General features: G+C 68.7%; 15 protein-coding genes and 3 tRNA genes. 11 read left to right on the forward strand and 7 right to left on the reverse strand.

Annotated features, from left to right (window positions below; all coding sequences use genetic code 11):
- Positions 1-117: 117 nt before the first annotated feature.
- Positions 118-1,560 carry an NCS2 family permease gene (locus P9849_RS01775; protein WP_278268034.1) on the reverse strand — a complete coding sequence of 481 codons (1,443 nt, stop codon included), beginning with the start codon at positions 1,558-1,560 and terminating at the stop codon, positions 118-120.
- A gap of 142 nt (positions 1,561-1,702) precedes the next feature.
- Between P9849_RS01775 and P9849_RS01780 the strand changes: the two genes are divergently transcribed.
- The gene (locus P9849_RS01780; RefSeq protein WP_278268035.1) at positions 1,703-2,344 is read left to right on the forward strand and encodes a copper resistance CopC family protein; all 642 of its coding nucleotides are present in this window, start codon (positions 1,703-1,705) and stop codon (positions 2,342-2,344) included.
- 44 nt (positions 2,345-2,388) lie between these two features.
- Here P9849_RS01780 and P9849_RS01785 read toward each other — a convergent pair whose 3' ends face one another.
- Entirely contained in the window at positions 2,389-3,519 is a 1,131-nt protein-coding gene (locus P9849_RS01785) for a hypothetical protein (RefSeq protein WP_278268036.1), read from the reverse strand.
- Positions 3,520-3,630: 111 nt separating this feature from the next.
- Entirely contained in the window at positions 3,631-4,293 is a 663-nt protein-coding gene (locus P9849_RS01790) for an FAD-binding protein (RefSeq protein WP_278268037.1), read from the reverse strand.
- A gap of 488 nt (positions 4,294-4,781) precedes the next feature.
- Here P9849_RS01790 and P9849_RS01795 point away from each other — a divergent pair, with 488 nt between their 5' ends.
- Entirely contained in the window at positions 4,782-5,795 is a 1,014-nt protein-coding gene (locus tag P9849_RS01795; RefSeq protein WP_278268038.1) for a universal stress protein, read from the forward strand.
- Positions 5,796-5,919: 124 nt separating this feature from the next.
- On the opposite strand, the gene P9849_RS01800 is transcribed toward P9849_RS01795, so the two are convergent.
- The 3 genes from P9849_RS01800 to P9849_RS01810 all read right to left on the reverse strand — a co-directional run bounded on the left by P9849_RS01800 (position 5,920) and on the right by P9849_RS01810 (position 9,167).
- Entirely contained in the window at positions 5,920-7,392 is a 1,473-nt protein-coding gene (locus P9849_RS01800; RefSeq protein ID WP_278268039.1) for a C40 family peptidase, read from the reverse strand.
- Positions 7,393-7,588: 196 nt separating this feature from the next.
- Positions 7,589-8,509 (reverse strand): cation diffusion facilitator family transporter, encoded by a 921-nt coding sequence (locus tag P9849_RS01805; RefSeq protein ID WP_278268040.1) that lies wholly within the window; start codon positions 8,507-8,509, stop codon positions 7,589-7,591.
- A gap of 169 nt (positions 8,510-8,678) precedes the next feature.
- Entirely contained in the window at positions 8,679-9,167 is a 489-nt protein-coding gene (locus tag P9849_RS01810) for a metallopeptidase family protein (RefSeq protein ID WP_347567910.1), read from the reverse strand.
- A 138-nt stretch (positions 9,168-9,305) separates the two neighbouring features.
- On the opposite strand from P9849_RS01810, the gene P9849_RS01815 reads away from it, so the two are divergent.
- The 4 genes from P9849_RS01815 (at position 9,306) to P9849_RS01830 (ending at position 10,812) form a co-directional block, all read left to right on the forward strand.
- Positions 9,306-9,378: transfer RNA gene (locus P9849_RS01815), tRNA-Glu, on the forward strand.
- Positions 9,379-9,479: 101 nt separating this feature from the next.
- A tRNA-Asp gene (locus tag P9849_RS01820) sits at positions 9,480-9,553 on the forward strand.
- Positions 9,554-9,599: 46 nt separating this feature from the next.
- Positions 9,600-9,672: transfer RNA gene (locus tag P9849_RS01825), tRNA-Phe, on the forward strand.
- A gap of 204 nt (positions 9,673-9,876) precedes the next feature.
- Positions 9,877-10,812, forward strand: coding sequence for an isoprenylcysteine carboxylmethyltransferase family protein (locus P9849_RS01830; RefSeq protein WP_278268041.1), 936 nt, complete (start codon positions 9,877-9,879; stop codon positions 10,810-10,812).
- Between the two features lie 4 nt (positions 10,813-10,816).
- Here the strand turns inward: P9849_RS01830 and P9849_RS01835 are convergent, their stop codons facing one another.
- Positions 10,817-11,359 carry a hypothetical protein gene (locus P9849_RS01835; RefSeq protein ID WP_278268042.1) on the reverse strand — a complete coding sequence of 181 codons (543 nt, stop codon included), beginning with the start codon at positions 11,357-11,359 and terminating at the stop codon, positions 10,817-10,819.
- Positions 11,360-11,510: 151 nt separating this feature from the next.
- Between P9849_RS01835 and P9849_RS01840 the strand changes: the two genes are divergently transcribed.
- From P9849_RS01840 to P9849_RS01860, 5 genes are all read left to right on the forward strand, one after another.
- Entirely contained in the window at positions 11,511-13,121 is a 1,611-nt protein-coding gene (locus tag P9849_RS01840) for an aspartate aminotransferase family protein (protein WP_278268043.1), read from the forward strand.
- A complete protein-coding gene (locus P9849_RS01845) occupies positions 13,118-14,506 on the forward strand; it encodes a lysine N(6)-hydroxylase/L-ornithine N(5)-oxygenase family protein (RefSeq protein WP_278268044.1) in 1,389 nt (462 codons plus the stop codon). Before P9849_RS01840 ends, P9849_RS01845 begins: the two co-directional genes overlap by 4 nt.
- The gene (locus P9849_RS01850; RefSeq protein ID WP_278268045.1) at positions 14,503-15,087 is read left to right on the forward strand and encodes a GNAT family N-acetyltransferase; all 585 of its coding nucleotides are present in this window, start codon (positions 14,503-14,505) and stop codon (positions 15,085-15,087) included. Before P9849_RS01845 ends, P9849_RS01850 begins: the two co-directional genes overlap by 4 nt.
- On the forward strand, positions 15,084-17,039 hold the full coding sequence (locus P9849_RS01855; RefSeq protein WP_278268046.1) for an IucA/IucC family siderophore biosynthesis protein: 1,956 nt from the start codon (positions 15,084-15,086) through the stop codon (positions 17,037-17,039). Before P9849_RS01850 ends, P9849_RS01855 begins: the two co-directional genes overlap by 4 nt.
- An 80-nt stretch (positions 17,040-17,119) precedes the next feature.
- A complete protein-coding gene (locus tag P9849_RS01860; RefSeq protein WP_278268047.1) occupies positions 17,120-17,902 on the forward strand; it encodes an SDR family oxidoreductase in 783 nt (260 codons plus the stop codon).
- Positions 17,903-17,915 lie beyond the last annotated feature (13 nt).

Below are 17,915 nucleotides of genomic sequence, written 5' to 3' on the forward strand. Positions count from 1 at the left end.
CGCAAACCATACCCCCAACCCATACCCCCAACACCGCGAGCCGCCAGTAAGTGCCCGAATCCGCGGCGGATAAGGGCACCTACTGGCGGCTCGCGTGGGGGAGGGGGAGGCGTGGGCCTACTTGACCCCGAGGACCTGCTCGATCACACCGATCCCGAAGAACAGGACGAAGGCGGCGGCGACCACCCAGAGGAGCGGGTGGACCTCCTTGGCGCGGCCCTGTGCGGAACGCAGCACCACGTAGGCGATGAAACCGGCGCCCAGGCCGTTCGCGATCGAGTACGTGAACGGCATGAGGGTGAAGGTCAAGAAGGCCGGGATCGCGATGCCCCAGTCGCTCCAGTCGATCCGGGACACCTGGGAGACCATCATGAAGCCGACGACCACGAGGGCGGGGGCCACGGCCTCGAACGGCACCAGGTTGATCAGCGGCGTCAGGAACATCGAGGCCAGGAGCAGCAGGCCCGTGACGATCGAGGCGAAGCCGGTCCGGGCGCCCTCGGCGATGCCGGCGCCGGATTCCACGAAGATCTGGTTCGAGGACACCGAGGAACCGCCACCGGCGATGGCGCCGAAGGCGTCCACGATCAGGACGCGGTCGACGTTCGGGATCTCGCCGTTCTCATCGACGTTCCCGGCCTCGTTGGCCAGGCCGACCATGGTGCCCATGGCGTCGAAGAAGATGGACAGGAGGATCACGAAGGCCATCAGCAGGGCGGCGATGGTGCCCATGTGCTGGAAGGCGCCGACGGGGTTCGCCTTGCCGATCAGGGAGAGATCCGGCAGGCCCCACTCGGTGAAGTGCGGGGCCACGAGGGACCAGCCTGCGGGGTTGTGGTTCTTGCCGTCGAAGCTCGGCCCGATGTGCAGGGTGTATTCGAGGATCACGGACAGGACGGTGGAGGCGATGATGCCGATCAGGATCGCGCCCTTGACCTTGCGGACCAGCAGCACGACGGTCAGCAGCAGACCGAAGACGAACACCAGGGTGGGCCAGCCGAGCAGCTTGCCGTCGAAGCCCAGACCCACGGGCACCGTAGTGCCGGCGACATCGGGGATGCGGCGCACGAACCCGGCGTTGACCAGGCCGATCAGGGCGATGAAGAGGCCGATGCCCACCACGATCGCCGTCTTGAGCCCTTCCGGGACGGCCTTGAACACGGCGGTCCGGAAGCCGGTGAGCACCAGCACCATCATGGTCAGACCGGAGAGCAGCACCAGACCCATGACGTCGGCCCAGGCCAGGCCCGGGGTGGTGGCGATGGTGACCGCCACGAAGGCGTTCACGCCCAGGCCGGTCGCGAGTGCGAAGGGATGTTTGGCCCAGGCGCCCATGAGGATGGTGAGGACACCCGCCACGAAGGCGGTGACGGCGGCGACGCTGGTGAAGCCCAGGATGTCGCCGTTGGCGTCCTTGCCGGACAGGATGAGCGGGTTGAGGACCACGATGTAACTCATGGCGAAGAAGGTGGCGAAGCCGCCGCGGATCTCGCGGGAGTAGCTGGAGCCACGCTCGGAGATCTTGAAGTAGCGGTCCAGTGCGGAACCGGCTTTGAACATGGGGATGCCTTCCAGGGAATTTGCTGGGGATTTCCGAGGAAATCATATTCCCCTCAGGGCAACACTTGAAAAGCGGCATAGGGTGGTGTAGGAATCTGCGGCATCTCGGCCGCCCGGACCGCACCCCTTCAGGAGACTCGTCATGCCCAGCCAGCCCCAGTTCACGACGGCGACGGCCACCCTGGCGAAGGCCCCCTCACCGGCCGCGCGGGGAGGCGTGGTGCGGCGGGCCGGGCTCGCCGTCGTCGCATTGCTCGGGGCAGTGCTGCTGACGCTGGGGTTCGCCGCACCCGCCTCGGCTCACGACGTCCTGGAAGGGACCACGCCGAAGAATGGACAGAAGTTGGGGGCCGCGCCGGAGAAGGTGACGCTGACGTTCTCCAACAACCCCATCGCGATCGGTTCCGAAATCGTCGTGAAGGACGCCTCCGGGACGAACTGGGCCGAGGGCGGTGTGGACATCCTGGACAATGTCGTCACTCAGAAGCTCAAGCCGGGTGCCCCTGCCGGGACCTACACCGTGCAGTGGCGCGTGGTCTCCTCGGACTCACACCCCATTGAGAACACCTTCTCCTACATCGTGACCACCGGCTCCGCGGCGACCGCTCCGGGCGCCTCCACGGCCGAGCCGCTGCAGACCAAGACCGAGGCCCCTCAGCAGCAGGCCGACGCCGAGCCGTTCCCGGTCATGATCGTGGTGTTCGGGGTCGTGGCCGTCATTCTGCTGGCGATCGTCGGCGTGCTGGCTCGCCGCAAGCTCCGCGGAGGCTCCGAAGAGTCCTGACGGCGCCGCCCTCATGAGGGGCGGCGCCCACCGCGGCAGGGATGCTACTGCTGCTCTGGTCGCTGCGTGGCCTCGGGTGCCTGCTGCGGTGCCGCTGCCGGCTGAGCCTGACCGGGCTGCTGGCCCTGGTCCGGCTGCGGAGCCTGGCCGGTCTGCTCACTCGGAGCGGACGGACGCGAGGCCTCCGGGGCGGCCTGCTGGGCTTCGGAGGGCTGCTGCCAGCCCTGACCGGCCTGCTGAGTCCATTCCTGGCCCTGCTGCTGGCTGTCCGGCTGTCCGTACTGCTGCTGTCCGTACTGCCCCGCCTGAGGGTATGCCTGCTGCTGCGCCTGCTGTGAGTAGGGGTCCTGGGGGTAACCCTGCTGAGGGTGGCCCGCCTGCGGGTAGGCGTTCTGCGGATACCCGGGCTGCGGGTACTCCTGCTGCCACTGCTGTGGGTAGGCCGCCGGCTGCCCCTGCTGAGGCTGCTGCGCGTAGCCGTTCCACTGAGGGGCCTGGGTCCACTGCTGCTGGGCGTACTCCTGCGGAGGAAGCTGGACTGCGGGCGGCTTCGGCTCGAAGGCCCGGAGCACCAGCGGGATGACCAGACCCACGATGGCGATCAGCGACGTCGCGCCCGCCGTGCGCCACCACCAGGACGGCCAGTCCATCGCGGGGAAGGCTGCCGGGAGGACGAGTTCCACCACGGTCAGCCATGCGAACACGAGGGTTGCCATCGAGGAGATCCGGACGCCGGTCTTGCTCGCGCCCGTGATGAACCGCGGGACGTAGAGCTGAGTCAGCAGCAAGGCCACCCGGACGAGCAGGATCATGGAGACGAACCGGGCGATCTGACCCGTCCAGACCGCGGCGCTGGCGGTGTCCGCCGGCTGGAGCCAGCCATTCCAGATCTTGAGGAGGCCGATCGCCAGGAGCACCACGTTGAGAATGGTCGAGACGGCCAGATACCAGCGATTGCGGCCTTCGGGCATGCTGCCGTCCAGCACCACCGCGCCGGCGAACAGTCCGACCAGGAGCAGGGTGAGCCAGGCGCGCCCGGCGACATTGGCCTGGTCACCCAGGATGATGAAGATCCCGCCCAGCACGGCCGCGGCCACGAGCATGGTGATCGAGAGGCCGAGGGCGATCGTGGCGGTGCGTGAGCGTTGGCGTGCCGGAGGGGCGGGGTGTGTCATGAGAGTCTCCTGGTGCTAGTCCCCGCCAGCTTATCTAAAGACGATGGCCTTTTGATAGTGGATTCGCGCCCTGTGTATGAGGAACCTGAGAGCCCTGTGGACAGGCGCGGTTCAGGCGGGCAGGCGCTGAGCCCCGCCGGCGATCGCGTTGCCGACCAGACGGGCCTGATGGAGCACTTCCCGGTGTCCCGCGGAGACCTGCTGTCCCACACCGACCAGGTAGATGCCCACATGGCGGAGCGCTGTGGCCATGTTGTCGCTCGTCTCCTGACCGACGGCCTTGAGGAACTGCCGCACACGACGCCGGCCGGAGACCCCCGTGATCACGACCGAATCGCAGACGATCAGGCCGCCCGGGGTCGGAAGCGCCCAGCGGCGGGCGGAAGCTTCGCCCGGCATCGCGGAGGACCAGGGCGTCCCGTGCGCCGGGGCAGCCGGGTTGAGGGCACCCGCCACCACGCCGCGTCGGACGTCCAGCTGATGGCACTTGGCGTACCCGTGGAGCTGGCGCAGGATGTCCCGGCGCTCGCGGTGGGAGGCCGGATCGCCGATGGCGACACGTTCGAGTTCTTCGGTGGTGGCGTGCCGCAGGGATCCTGCCGTGACAGGGTCCCCCTGCTGCAGGCCGTCGATCACCACGACCGCCATGCCCTTGCGGTGCAGCTGCGTCGCGACCGCCAGTCCGCCCATCCCGGTGCCGACCACCACCACATCGGTGACGGTGATGACGCCTTCCGGAGGCCCGCCGGACACTCTGCTGGCACTGCGTGGCATTCGATCCTCCTTCGGTGCGGCATGGGTGCCCGGCGTGACGCACAGGCGGGGAGTCCCGGACAGGGCAGAACGGTCAGCGCGCAGAAAAGACCCAGGGAATCAGCACGATTCACCATGGGTCCCCTCCCACTGTGCAACTGAGAATACTCCGCTCGAGGGCACCTGAACAGGGCGCTGGAAGGCTGATGTGAAGCAATTCGTGAACGGTACCGGATGACCCGTTTCGGTCCGCTCGAGCGGACCGTCCCGGGGTCCCAGGCGCGGCCCGCGGAACCGCGGTTCCGCGGGCGTTCCGCAGGTGCCTCACACGGCCCCCGGCATGGCCCCCGGCACGGCCCGTGGACGAGCGCCGGAATTCCCTCCGGCGTCGGCGTTTCTTGAAACGACCAGCACAAACGGCAATAGTGGGACATAAGCCAGCGTGGGTGGTAGGAGAGCTGCAGGGACCGTCTCCGCAGGCCGCCCACAGCGATGAGGAGGCGAGAGTCGTGAGCACGGATACGCCGGAGACAGCACCGCAGGGAATCCACGGCGGGGTGATCGTGGGAGTGGACGGGTCCGAACACGGACAGTGCGCTCTGAGCTGGGCCGCCCGGGAGGCGGAACGACGCCGGACCACCCTCCATCTGATCACCGCCTACTCGGTGCCCATCTACGCGGCCTCGGGCCTGGACGGCGGGTACGCCGCCGTCGACGACTCCGTCATCCGGCAGGGTGCGGAGAGCGTCCTGAAGGATGCGCTGGAGCGCATCAAGGACTACGACATCGACGTCGACGCGTCGGTCGAGAACGGCGACGCCTCGGGCGTCCTGCTGGAACTCGGGCGCGAGGCGGATCTGCTCGTGGTCGGCAGCCGCGGCCGGGGAGGGTTCGTCGGACGACTGCTCGGCTCGGTCAGTTCCGCCCTGCCGGCCCACGCGAGCTGCCCCACGGTCGTGGTGCCCATGATCTGCGCCGGCCGTTTCGGCCAGGACGTGACGGACAAGCATCTGAAGGCCGAGCTCGCCAAGAATCCCCTGGAACCCGTGAAGCCCCGCGTCGTGGTCGGCGCGGACGGTTCCGACCAGGCCCGGGTCGCCGTGCTGGAGGCCGCGGCACAGGCCCAGCGGCTCGGCGTCGAACTGCAGATCCTCTGCGCCGTGCCGCAGTACAGCGGAAGCCTGGCCTGGGTCCCCGCGGCGATGGACCGGGAGGCGATCTTCGCGGACATCCAGGTCCAGCTCGACGCCGGCGTCCTCTGGCTAAAGAGCCACTTCCCGGAACTCGAGATCACCACGCGCCTGGTGGACGGCTCACCCGTGGAGGTCCTCGTGGACGCCAGCCGCGATTCCGAGCTCGTGGTGGTGGGCACGCGCGGCCGCGGTGGATTCGCCGGCATGCTGCTGGGCTCGACGTCGGATGGCGTCCTGCATCACACACAGGGGCCGGTCATGGTGGTGCCGGACCGGGAGGATCCGCGGCTCGCCGACCGGGCCAGCTTCGGTCCGGTGCTGGGCGGCTGACCTCGCGGGCTCCGAGAACCGCAGACATGACGAAGGCCCGGCCGTTCCGTGGAGATCCACGGAACGGCCGGGCCTTCGTCGTCACTGCTGAGCGAGGACGCCGGTCAGACCGGGCCCGAGCCGGTCACCAGTAGCGGGCCGCCGTCGGCCAGAGCTGCATGCCGATCATCCAGTCGATGCGCGACACGGTGATGCCGGAGCCAGGGTTCAGGGCGTTGACCACCTGGCCACCGCCGATGTAAATGCCCACGTGGTAGAACGATCCGCCGTCACCCCAGAAGATGAGGTCGCCGGGCTGCCACTGACCCATGGGGATGTACCGCGGCGCGGAGAAGTACTGATCGGTGGCCGTGCGCGGCATGTAGACGCCGGCAGCGGCGAAGGCCGCGCTTGACAGGCCCGAGCAGTCGTAGCCCACCGGGCCGTTGCCGCCCCAGACGTACGGGCCGCCGACCTTGGACATCGCGAAGTTGATGGCCGTCTGCGCCGCGCTGCCACCGGGCGATGGGGCGGGCGGGGTGACCACAGGAGGCTTTGGCTGAGGAGCCGGCGGCTGGGGCGCCGGGGGCTGGGGTGCGGGAGGCTGCGGCGCGGGTGGCTGGACCACCGGCGGACGGGGAGCCGGCGGCTGAGGCGCCGGAGGCTGGACCACGGGAGGCTGCACGACCGGCGGCTGGGGCTGCGACGGCTGCCCGCCACCGGAATTCCCACCGGAGTTCCCGCCCTGGGCCGGGGGCTGCGGAGTCGGGAGCGGCTGCTGCGCCGCGCGGTCCTGGAGAGCCTTCAGCGCGGCCGCGGCCCGCTGCTGCTCCAGTCCCTGGACGCGCTGCGTCTCGAGGGCCACCGTGGTGTTGCGGAGCGACGCGAGCTGGGCGATGACCTTCTCGCGGTCCTTGGGCGCGCTCTGAAGAGCCTGGGTGGCGGAGGTCTGAGCCGACTCCGCGACGGCGCGGGCCTGGTCGGCGTCGCGCGCGGCGTCGTCGGCGGCTTTCTGCGCGGCGGCGGCATCGGCGGACAGGGCGGAGTTCGCCTGGCCGGATGCGATCGCCTTGTTGAAGGTCTCGCTCTGCTTCTGGCTGATGGCGTCGAGCGTGGTGGCGCGGCCGAGGAGGTCGCCGCCGTCGCCGTTGAGCACGCCTTCCACGGCCGGGTTCACGCCGCCGGTCTTGTAGATGGAGCTGGCGAGGGTGCCGAGATCCTTGCGGCTCTTGGCCGCCTGGTCCTGGGCCGCGGCGGCCTTGGCCTTGGCGGTCGCGGCGGCGTCCTGCTTGGCCTTGAGGGTCAGGAGAGCGTTGGTGTACGCGTCATTGGCGCGCATGCTGGCGGTGATGGCGCTGGACTGGCGATCCGCGAGGGTGCCGATGAGTCCTTCGAGCCGGGCCTGAGTCGCCTTCGCGCTGCTCTCGTTCTTCTTCGCGGCGGCGATCTCCGATTCGCTGGGGATGGAGTCGGACTGGTCGGCCGGGATGGTGACCGGCGACGCCGGGAGGGGCGCGGCCACGGCGCCCGGAATGCCGCCGGAGCCGAGCAGAACGCTCGCGCTCAGAGCGGAGGAGTAAAGGATCGCTGCGTATTTCCTGCGCTTCGCCACTGCCATGTACACCTGCCTCGAGACCGCTGGGAGAACACCCAGCCCTACCGAGAGTACGGCCTCAAAAGTAACATTGGCAACATTGGTCCCACTATCAACATAAACAACATCGCTGTCATTTCACTGCTGGTCACACGGCGTGTCGCGCGAAATCCCGGCGCCGCCGACGTTCCGGCCGACCGCTGTGCCGGGGCCTGCGATCTCAGGCGTGCTGATGAGCTTCGTGGGCCTGATGGGACGCGGGTTCCAGTTGGAAGGTGCAGTGTTCGGTGTCGAAGTGCGAGCCGAGGCAGCGCTGCATGCGGTCCAGGATGCGGTCCGCGGATTCGGGGCTGAGGGCCTGATCCTCCACCACCACATGGGCGGAGAACACCGGGACGCCGGACGTGATGGTCCAGATGTGGATGTCGTGGACGGACTGCACGCCCTCCACGGCGAGGATGTGCTCGCGGATCATGCCGACGTCCACACCCTTCGGAGTGGCCTCCAGCAGCACGTCCACCACATCCCTGAGCAGGCTCCAGGCCCTCGGCAGGATCATGGCGGCGATGAGGATCGACGCGATCGGGTCGGCCGCGGTGAATCCTGTGAACATGATGACGAGCGCCGCGGCGATGACGGCCAGGGAGCCGAGCAGATCGCCCAGCACCTCCAGATACGCGCCCCGGAGGTTCAGGCTCTCCTCCTGCCCGCCCCGCAGGATCAGGAGTGAGACGCCGTTGGCCACCGCGCCGATGATCGCGGCGATCAGCATGGTGTCCGTCCGGATCTCCGGTGTCTCGCCGAAGCGGCGGAAGGCTTCCAGGGCGATGATGACCGCGATCACGATCAGAATCAGGGCGTTGGCCAGAGCGGCCAGGATCTCGGCACGCTGGTACCCGTAGGTCCGCTGATCCGTGGCCGGTCGCGTGGCGATCCAGGACGCGAGCAGCGCGATGAACACCCCGGCCGCGTCGGAGAGCATGTGACCGGCGTCGGCCAGCAAGGCCAGCGAACCGGAGAGGGCCGCGCCGGCCACCTGGATGACGACGACGCTGAGCGTGATGCAGAGGACGATGATCAGGCGCTTCCGGTGCTTGCCGGTGCCGGTCATACCCTGAGTGTGATCGTGGTTGTGGCCCATGCTTTTCAGGCTAGCTTCGGAGGGCCCGGAATGCATGTCCGGAATGCGACTCATTCGCAGTGCTGGCGCGGATTTCGAGGGGTTCGGGGTGGCTTTGGAAGTCGGTCGTGGAGGGCGTGTGCGAGGCCGCCGGACCAAGCGCTCGACCAGGCGCGCGACGCCGGTCGGATCAGCCCCAGCCGAGCTCGTGAAGGCGGGCGTCGTCCACGCCGAAGTGGTGGGCGATCTCGTGGATGACCGTCACCTGGATCTCGAACAGGACCTCGGACCGGCTGGCACAGATCTCAAGGATGGGGCGGCGGTAGAGCGAGATGCGGTCGGGGAGGGAGCCCGCGGCCCAGCCCTCGCCGCGCTCCGTCAGGGGAGTGCCTTCATAGAGGCCGAGCAGAGGCTCGCCGGTGGCCGGATCCACGCCGTCGTCCTCGATGAAGAGCATGACGTTGTCCATGTGCCGCGAGATCTCGGGAGGGAGGTCTTCGAGAGCCTGCAGCGCGAGGGCCTGGAACTCGTCCAGGCTGAGGGTCGCGGCTTCCGTGCGCTCGAGGTATTCGAAGCCGGGCTCGCCGCGCAGCGTGCACCGCGGTCCGGGCGGCCAGATGCGGATGGGCAGGCCGCGGGGGAGTGGTCGCGAGGAGGCCGGTTCCGGTCTGCTGTCCATGCCTTCCACGGTAGCCGTCCGGGCCGGGTCGGTGGGGCCGGCCCGCATTTTGGAATTTCCCGGACCATGCTCTAAAGTTTTACTGGTCCACTTCGCGAGGAACGCGGCAGCAGCCGGGAACTGAGCAGGTGTGTCAAGGCCCCCATCGTCTAGCGGCCTAGGACACCGCCCTTTCACGGCGGCGGCACGGGTTCGAATCCCGTTGGGGGTACGCATGAGATGCGATTTGAAAGCGGATCGAAAGATCTGCTAAGATGAAATCTTGTGAGCCGGGAGCGATTCCGGTGAAAACAACGGTAGAAATACCACCAAGGCCCTGTAGCGCAGTTGGTTAGCGCGCCGCCCTGTCACGGCGGAGGTCGCGGGTTCAAGTCCCGTCAGGGTCGCTTTGATGGCTGGAGTTATCCGGCGATCATGGTGACAAGTCACCGAGGCTCTGTAGCTCAGTTGGTAGAGCGTTCGACTGAAAATCGAAAGGTCACCGGATCGACGCCGGTCGGAGCCACTGAATCCCTCGCCTAGCTTCTACATGGCGGGGGCTTCTTCAATTTGCGGCACGTTCACGATGCTGCGAGAACCGCCTTACGGGGCGGTTTTTCTGTTTAACGGCCCGCCCCCGGCCCCGCAACGTCGCTCTGCGCGCAGCCCGGCTCATCACGGCTAAAGTCGGACCGTCAGAACATTTTCAAGCAGCCGTGGGGGACCGCTGATGACCGCGCCCGTGCCGCCCGCCGTCCGGTGGGGCCGCGTCTATTTCGCCGTGCAGTCCGCGGCCGGCCTGCTCTGGTGGGTTCTCGTTCCGCTGTCCCCGCTGGTCCGGCGGATCACACTCGGTTCATTGGACCCGGCGCTCGTAGCGATCTTCGACCTTCCGCTCTTCGTGGCCGCCGCCGGGCTGGCCGCGGCGGGATCACGGGTGGCGGCGCTGGTGAACACCGCCTGGACCCTGCTGGTGACGGTGCTGATGGCGCTGTATGCCACGCTCACCACCGAGGCCGGCTGGGGTGTGGTCGCGATGGGCGCCGCGGCGCTCGGTTCGCTGCTCGCCCTGAGCCTGGTGCGGCTGGGCAGGATTCCTTTCGAGTGGGTCACCCGCGGACCGCTCGCCTTCCGGACGGCGGACCGGCAGCGCGCGACGGCGGGACACGTGGGCCGGACGTTCACGCAGCTCGTCGTGGTCTGGGGCCTCTTCCTCGGGGTCTTCCCGCTGATCATCCGGGCTCTGGAAGAGCGCTGGAAGGTGGACCTGGCGCTGCCGGAGGGCACCGCCGTCGTGGGCTGGACGGTCTTCGGCCTGGCCAGCCTGCTGGGGATCTGGTCGGCGGTCGTCATGTCCTCCCGGGGACATGGGACGCCGCTGCCGTCGGCGATGCCCAACGAACTGGTGATCGCCGGGCCGTACCGCTGGGTCCGCAACCCCATGGCCGTGGCGGGTGTGGCGCAGGCGGCGTCGGTGGGGCTGATCCTCGGGTCCTGGCTCGTGGTGGTGTACGCCGTGGGCGGGGCGCTGCTCTGGAACGTCGGCATCCGGCCCCTGGAGGAGCGTGACCTCGAGTCCCGGTTCGGCGAGCCGTACCGCCGGTACCGGGAGGCGGTCCGCTGCTGGATCCCCCGGTGGCCCGTGGCGTCTCGCAGCGTCCGCTGACCCCCTAGAGAAGCGCGGGCTCCAGCGGCTCGAAGTCGCAGGCCCCGGGCTCTGCGCTCGCATCGCGCGGGCGGAGCCGCTCGACCACCTCGTGCAGATCGTCGCCCACCCGCGACAGCGTGGTGAACCGGCTGGTGAGGTAGATCGCGAGCTCGCCCTCGGCGTCGCGGCTGCCGGTGTCCCAGGCGAGGTAATCGCCGTTCTCGCTCATGGCGAAGACCTCCAGCCGGGACGGCAGATCCCAAGAGCCATCCGGCTTGATCGCCCAGTCGTATCCTTCCCGCTGCCATTCGCCGAACTCCTCCCGCAGGCGCGTGGTGAGGGCACCGCCCCGGCCCAGCAGCCCGTCGGCCCGCCCGGAGGGGAGCGGCGTGTAGACGAGCCACAGTCCGAACAGGCGTCCCCACCCGAAGGTCCGGACGAACGACACGTACGACGGCGGGAGACCGCCTCCGTCTGCGAGCCGGTGAGCGTCCAGCACCTGCGGGTCGAGCAGCGGCTCCGGCGGGCGGGACGTGGACAGGTTCCAGGCGGCTTCGGCGGTCATGAGGTGATCGTAGCGGTCGCGAAGAATGACATATACTGCGTGAATTACAGCACACTAATTTGACGTAAAGGCAAGCCTAAGTAAGGCTTGGCTTGCCTAACGTTGCTTGCGGTCGTTGGGCATCCCCATCCCCGACGGAAAGTAGTGTCCTGTGACATCGTCCCGAGTCGAACTCTCCCCAGGCCAGGACTTCGGTTCCGGCGTCGAACTCGCGCTGGCGGCGAGCAACCAGCTCCTCAACGCCAGGAACTCCCCGAACTACGTGGCGCAGGTCCTTCAGGGCGTGAACGCCGTGGCCACCAAGATCCAGCGCACCTCGCATCCGTTCACCGGCGTCACGCCCGCCGGCCTGGAGCGCCAGGTCGCCGCCGTCGAACTCGATCAGCCGCTCCCGGATCTGACCGCGGCGCTCGAGGAACTCGACGAGCTGTATCTGAAGGACGCCGTCTACTTCCACGATTCCCGCTATGCCGCGCACCTCAACTGCCCGGTCGTGATCCCGGCGCTGGTCGGCGAGGCGATCCTGTCCGCGGTGAACTCGTCCCTGGACACGTGGGATCAGAGCGCGGGCGCCACGCTCATCGAGCGGCGGCTCATCGACTGGACCGCGGAACGGATCGGCCTCGGCCGGGACGCGGACGGCGTGTTCACCTCTGGCGGCAGCCAGTCCAACTTCCAGGCTTTGCTCATGGCCTGCAACCACGCCGTCGCGCGTCTCCGGGTCGAGTCCGCCGAGCACCGCGAGCTGCGGCTGCCGCTGCTCCTCGACCGCCTGAGGATCTTCACCTCCGCGGACAGCCACTTCAGCATCCAGAAGTCGGCCGCCATGCTGGGCCTCGGCTTCGACGCCGTGATCCCGGTGCCCACGACGCCGGACCACCGCCTGGACCCGGCCGCCCTCGGCGCCGCCCTCGCCGAGTCCCAGGAGGCGGGTCTGATCCCGATGGCCGTGGTGGCGACGGCCGGCACCACCGACTTCGGCGCGGTGGATCCGCTGCACGAGGTCTCCGCCCTCGCGAAGGCGTACGACGCCTGGATGCACGTCGACGCCGCGTACGGTGGCGGGCTGCTCGTCTCGCCGCGCCACGGCGGGCTGCTGAACGGCATCCACCTGGCGGACTCCGTGACGGTCGACTTCCACAAGACCTTCTTCCAGCCGGTCAGCTCCAGTGCCGTCCTGGTCCGGGACCGCGCGATGCTCCGCCACGTGACCTACTACGCGGACTACCTCAACCCGGAGAGTGCCGCCAAGGCTCAGATCCCCAATCAGGTGGACAAGAGCATCCAGACCACCCGCCGCTTCGACGCCCTCAAGCTGTGGCTCACGCTCCGCACCATGGGCGCGGATGCCGTCGGGGCGCTCTTCGACGAAGCCATCGACCTCACCGCCCGCGTGGGGACCCTCCTCGACGAGGATCCCGACTTCGAACTCGCGGCCGCGCCCCAGCTCAGCACCTTGGTGTTCCGTTACCGTCCCCTGCTGAACGGCGTCCCGCTGGACGAGGACCTCGCGGACCGCCTCAACCCCGCCATCCGCGCCGCCGTGTTTGCCTCCGGTGAGGCCGTGGTGGCCGGGACGACCGTGCACGGGCGTCACCATCTCAAGTTCACGCTCCTGAACGCCGAGACCCGCCTCAGCGACATCCAGGACATCATCGAGCTCCTGCGCCGCAACGGCGCGGACCTCCTCGGCGAGCTGACCGCCCCGCGAGACACCGCCATCTCCTCCCTCTCCTCCGACCAGAAGGACCTCTCCGCATGACCGCCACCGAGAACACCGCAGACGGCCGCATCCACGATCTGGTGGGCATCGGCCTCGGCCCGTTCAACCTGGGACTCGCCGCGCTGAGCGAGCCGCTGGACGGCCTGGACCACCTCTTCCTGGAACGCCGGGAGAGCTTCGACTGGCACCCCGGCATGATGCTCGAACCGGCCCACCTCCAGGTGCCGTTCATGGCGGATCTCGTCACGCTCGCTGACCCGACCTCGCCCTACTCCTTCCTGAACTTCCTCAAGCAGACCGGCCGCCTCTACCGCTTCTACATCCGGGAGAACTTCTACCCGCTGCGCGCCGAGTTCAACCAGTACTGCCAGTGGGTGGCCGGTCAGCTCGACTCCATCCGTTTCAGCACAGATGTGCTGAATACCAGCTACGACGACGGCGTCTACACCCTCACCGTCCAGGGTCCCCAGGGCACGGAGCAGGTCCGGACGCGGCGCCTCGTGCTGGGCACCGGCACCACCCCGGGCGTCCCGGAAGCCGGCCGCGGGGTGCTCGACGCCGGCGGGCCGGCCCTGCACAACGCGGAGTACCTCCAGCGGAAGGAGGAGCTCCAGGCACGTCGGAGCATCACCGTCGTCGGGAGCGGACAGAGCGCCGCCGAGGTGTATCTGGACTTGCTGCAGGAGATCGACGTCCACGATTACCAGCTCACCTGGGTGACGCGCAGCGGCCGCTTCTTCCCGCTCGAATACACCAAGCTGACCCTGGAGATGACCTCCCCCGAGTATGTCGACTACTTCCACGGGCTGCCCGCGGAACAGCGCGACCACCTGATCGTGCACCAGAAGAACCTCTACAAGGGCATCGATTCGGAGCTCATCAACGAGATCTACGACCTGCTCTACGCGAAGAGCCTCAACGGCATGGTGGACACCCGGCTTTTCACGCACTCTGAACTCACGAGCGCCGCGTGGGACGCGGACGCCGGAGCCCACACGCTCACCTTCCGCCACGCCGAACAGGGCGGGGAGTTCACCCTCGACTCCGAGGCTGTGGTCTTCGCGACGGGGTACTCCTACCAGGAACCCGCGTTCCTGGGCGGGATCGCGGACCGGATCCGGCGCGACGAGCTCGGACGCTTCGACGTGGACCGGCAGTACGGCATCGGCGTCGAGCCGGGGGAGATCTTCGTCCAGAACGCCGAGCTGCACACCCACGGCTTCGTGACCCCGGACCTCGGGATGGCCGCGTACCGCAACTCGTGCATCCTGCGGGAGATCCTCGGCACCGAGGTGTACCCGGTGGAGCGGAGCATCGCCTTCCAGCACTTCGGCGTCCCGGCGACGGAGCGCGCCGAGTCCGCGAAGTCCATCGAGTCTGCCGCGTCCACCGAGTCTGCCGCGTCCCTGGCGGTGACGGCATGAACCACACCTTCCGCCCCGTCGATCCCGCCGCCGACGCGGAGCTGCTGCACGGCTGGGTCACGCAGCCCTACGCCCGGTTCTGGGGGATGCTTGCGGCTTCCGTCCAGGACGTCCGGGAGGAGTACGACGGCCTGGCCGCGACCGATCACCACGAGGCGTTCCTCGGTCTCCGGGACGGCGTTCCGGAATTCCTGGTCGAGCGGTACCGGCCGGCCGAATCGCCGCTCAACGCGGTCTACCAGGTGCAGCCCGGCGACGTCGGCATGCACCTGCTGGTGGCGCCGCCGTCGTCGATCGGGACCATCCCCGGCTTCACTCTCGGCGTGATGCAGTCCGTCATGGCCTGGCTGTTCGAGCACACGGGGGCCGAGCGCGTCGTCGTCGAACCCGATGTGCGCAACCACAAGATCCACGTCCTCAACGAACGGGTCGGCTTCCACGCGCATTCCGTCGTGACGCTGCCCCCGGTCGACCCCGCCGAAAGCACCAAGGAGGCCCTGCTGAGCTTCTGCACGCGGGACGACTTCCTCGCCACCCTGACCCCGCTCTCCGCCCCCGCCACCGAAGGAGCCTCCGCATGACCTCCACCTCTCTTCACCAGGAAAGCCGCGCGCACGAGGCCCACGCCCAGGACGGCCTCCGTGAGCCCGCCGCACCGGGCCTGGAGGCCGGCGGAGTGGCCCACCTGGAGCCGGCCCGGTGGGCGGTGGCCAACCGGCACCTGATCCGGAAGGCGCTCGCCGAGTTCTCCCACGAGCGGCTCCTCGTCCCCGAGCGCACCGGTGACGGTGCGGACGGCCGCGGCGCCTACCGTCTCCTGAGCGACGACGGCGGCACCGAGTACCGCTTCGAGGCCACCCTCCGCGGGCTGGACCACTGGAGCATCCCGGCCGAGTCGATCACCCGCCACCGCGCGGGCCAGGATGAGGAGCTCCCGGCCGAGTCGATCACCCGCCACCGCGCGGGCCAGGATGAGGAGCTCCCGCTCGACGCGCTGGACTTCATCGCGGAGTTCCAGACCAGCCTGACGATCCGGCTGGAACAGCTGCCGGTCTATCTGGAGGAGATCAGCAGCACCCTCTCCGGCCACGCCTACAAGCAGGGTCACGGCGTCCCATCCGGACTGCTGGCGCGAGGGGTGACGGGCGGCGCCGACGTCGCCCAGGATTTCCAGGCCATCGAACGGGGGATGACGGAGGGGCACCCGTGCTTCGTCGCGAACAATGGGCGGCTGGGCTTCGGAATCTCGGACTATCACGCCTTCGCCCCGGAAACCGGCGCCCCGGTGCGGCTGCGCTGGATCGCCGTGCACCGCAGCCGCGCCGTGTTCAGCTCGGAGGAGGGACTGGACTATCGCCGGCATCTGACCGACGAACTCGGCTACGACGCCGTGGCGTTCTTCGACGCGGAGCTGTCCGCCGCGGGTCTGGATCCGGAGGACTACCTCTTCATGCCGGTGCATCCGTGGCAGTGGGAGCACAAGATCTCGGTGACGTTCGCCGCCGAGATCGCTCAGCAGAGGATCGTCTTGCTCGGCAGCGGCACTGATGCTTACCAGGCTCAGCAGTCCATCCGCACGTTCTTCAACGTCTCCGCCCCCGGGAAGAGCTACGTGAAGACGGCGATGTCCGTGGTGAACATGGGCTTCATGCGTGGCCTGTCCCCGCAGTACATGAAGGCCACCGCGGCCATCAACGACTGGCTGGAGGAACTGATCGGCCAGGACGCGGAACTCCAGCGCCACGGCATGGCCCTGATCAAGGAGAAGGCCGCGCTCGGCTATCACAATCACTACTACGAGGCGGCGTCCGCGAAGGGCTCGCCGTACCGGAAGATGCTGTCCGCGCTCTGGCGGGAGAGCCCGGTCCATCTCCTGCAGGACGGCCAGCAGCTGGCGACCATGGCGTCGCTGCTGCACGTGGACCAGGAGGGCAAGCCGTTCGTCTCGGCACTCATCGAGCGCTCGGGGCTGGCGCCGGAGGTCTGGCTGCGCCGGTACTTCGACGCCTATCTGGTGCCGCTGGCGCACTGCCTCTTCGCCTATGAGCTGGCCTTCATGCCGCACGGCGAGAACGTGATCCTGGTGCTCGAGGACGGCGTTCCCGTCCGGGCGATCATGAAGGACATCGCCGAGGAGATCGTCCTGATGGGCGATCGGGTGGAGGTTCCCGAGGACGTCGCCCGCATCAAAGCGCCCATCCCTGAGGAGGAGAAGGCCGCGGCCATCTTCACCGACGTCTTCGACTGCATCTTCCGGTTCCTGGCCGCATTGCTCGCGGAGGACGGAGTGCTGGAGGAGGACGCCTTCTGGCGGACCGCGGCCGAGGCCCTGCACGAGTACCAGGCCCGGCACCCGGAGCTGGCGGAGCAGTTCGCGGCGCACGACCTGTTCGTGGAGGAGTTCGAACTCTCCTGCCTGAACCGCCTCCAGCTGCGGAACAACCAGCACATGCTGGACTTGGACGACCCGTCCGGCGGCCTGCAGAAGGCCGGGATGCTCAGGAACCCGCTCGCGGTGTTCCGTGACCGCTGACGCGTGTGCGGTCGCCGTCCCTAGGGCGGGGCGGCGATCGCCCCGGCTCCGCGGGGGTCCGCGAGGGTTACCCTGGGGTCATGACGGCACGAGCGGACGCTTACACGGCCCTGGTCACGGGCGCCTCGGCGGGGCTGGGCGCGGAATTCGCGCGGCAGCTCGCCGAGGAGGGCCACCACCTCATCCTCGTGGCGCGCGACGCCGGGCGGCTCACCGAGGCCGCCGGCCGCCTGGAGCGGGACTACGGCGTGACCGTGGAGGTGCTGCCCGCGGACCTGACGGACGACGCCGGGGTGGCCGCCGTCGTCGCGCGTCTGCGGGATGCCTCCCGGCCCGTGGATGTGCTGGTGAACAACGCGGGGATCGGGCTGCAGAAGCCCTTCGACGAGAACCCGGTCGAGGACGAGCTGAACCACCTGCGGCTCCATGTGCAGACCACGCTGGAACTCTGCCACGCGGCCCTGCAGGAGATGCTGCCGCGCGGCACGGGCCGGATCATCAACGTGGCCAGCGTCGCGGCCTTCGCGACCCGTGGCACGTACGGCGCGGCCAAGGCCTGGGAGCTGAGCTTCAGCCGCTGGGCGAACGTGAACTACGGACCGTCCGGGCTGAAGGTCACCGCCCTGTGCCCGGGTTTCACTCATACCGAGTTCCATCAGCGCATGGGCATCGACAAGGCGGCCATGCCCCGCTGGATGTGGCTCGACGCCCGCCGCGTGGTGCGGGACGGGCTGGCCGACAACGCCCGCGGCAAGGCCGTGTCCATTCCGAGCCTCCGGTACAAGGCCGTGGTGGCCGCGACGAGGCTCCTGCCCGCGCGCTTCGCACGGGGCCCGGCGCGGAGGCCGGTGGAACAGCCCTGACGTCTCACCATCG

The organism is Arthrobacter sp. Y-9, from assembly GCF_029690065.1.
Classification (GTDB): Bacteria; Actinomycetota; Actinomycetes; order Actinomycetales; family Micrococcaceae; genus Arthrobacter_E.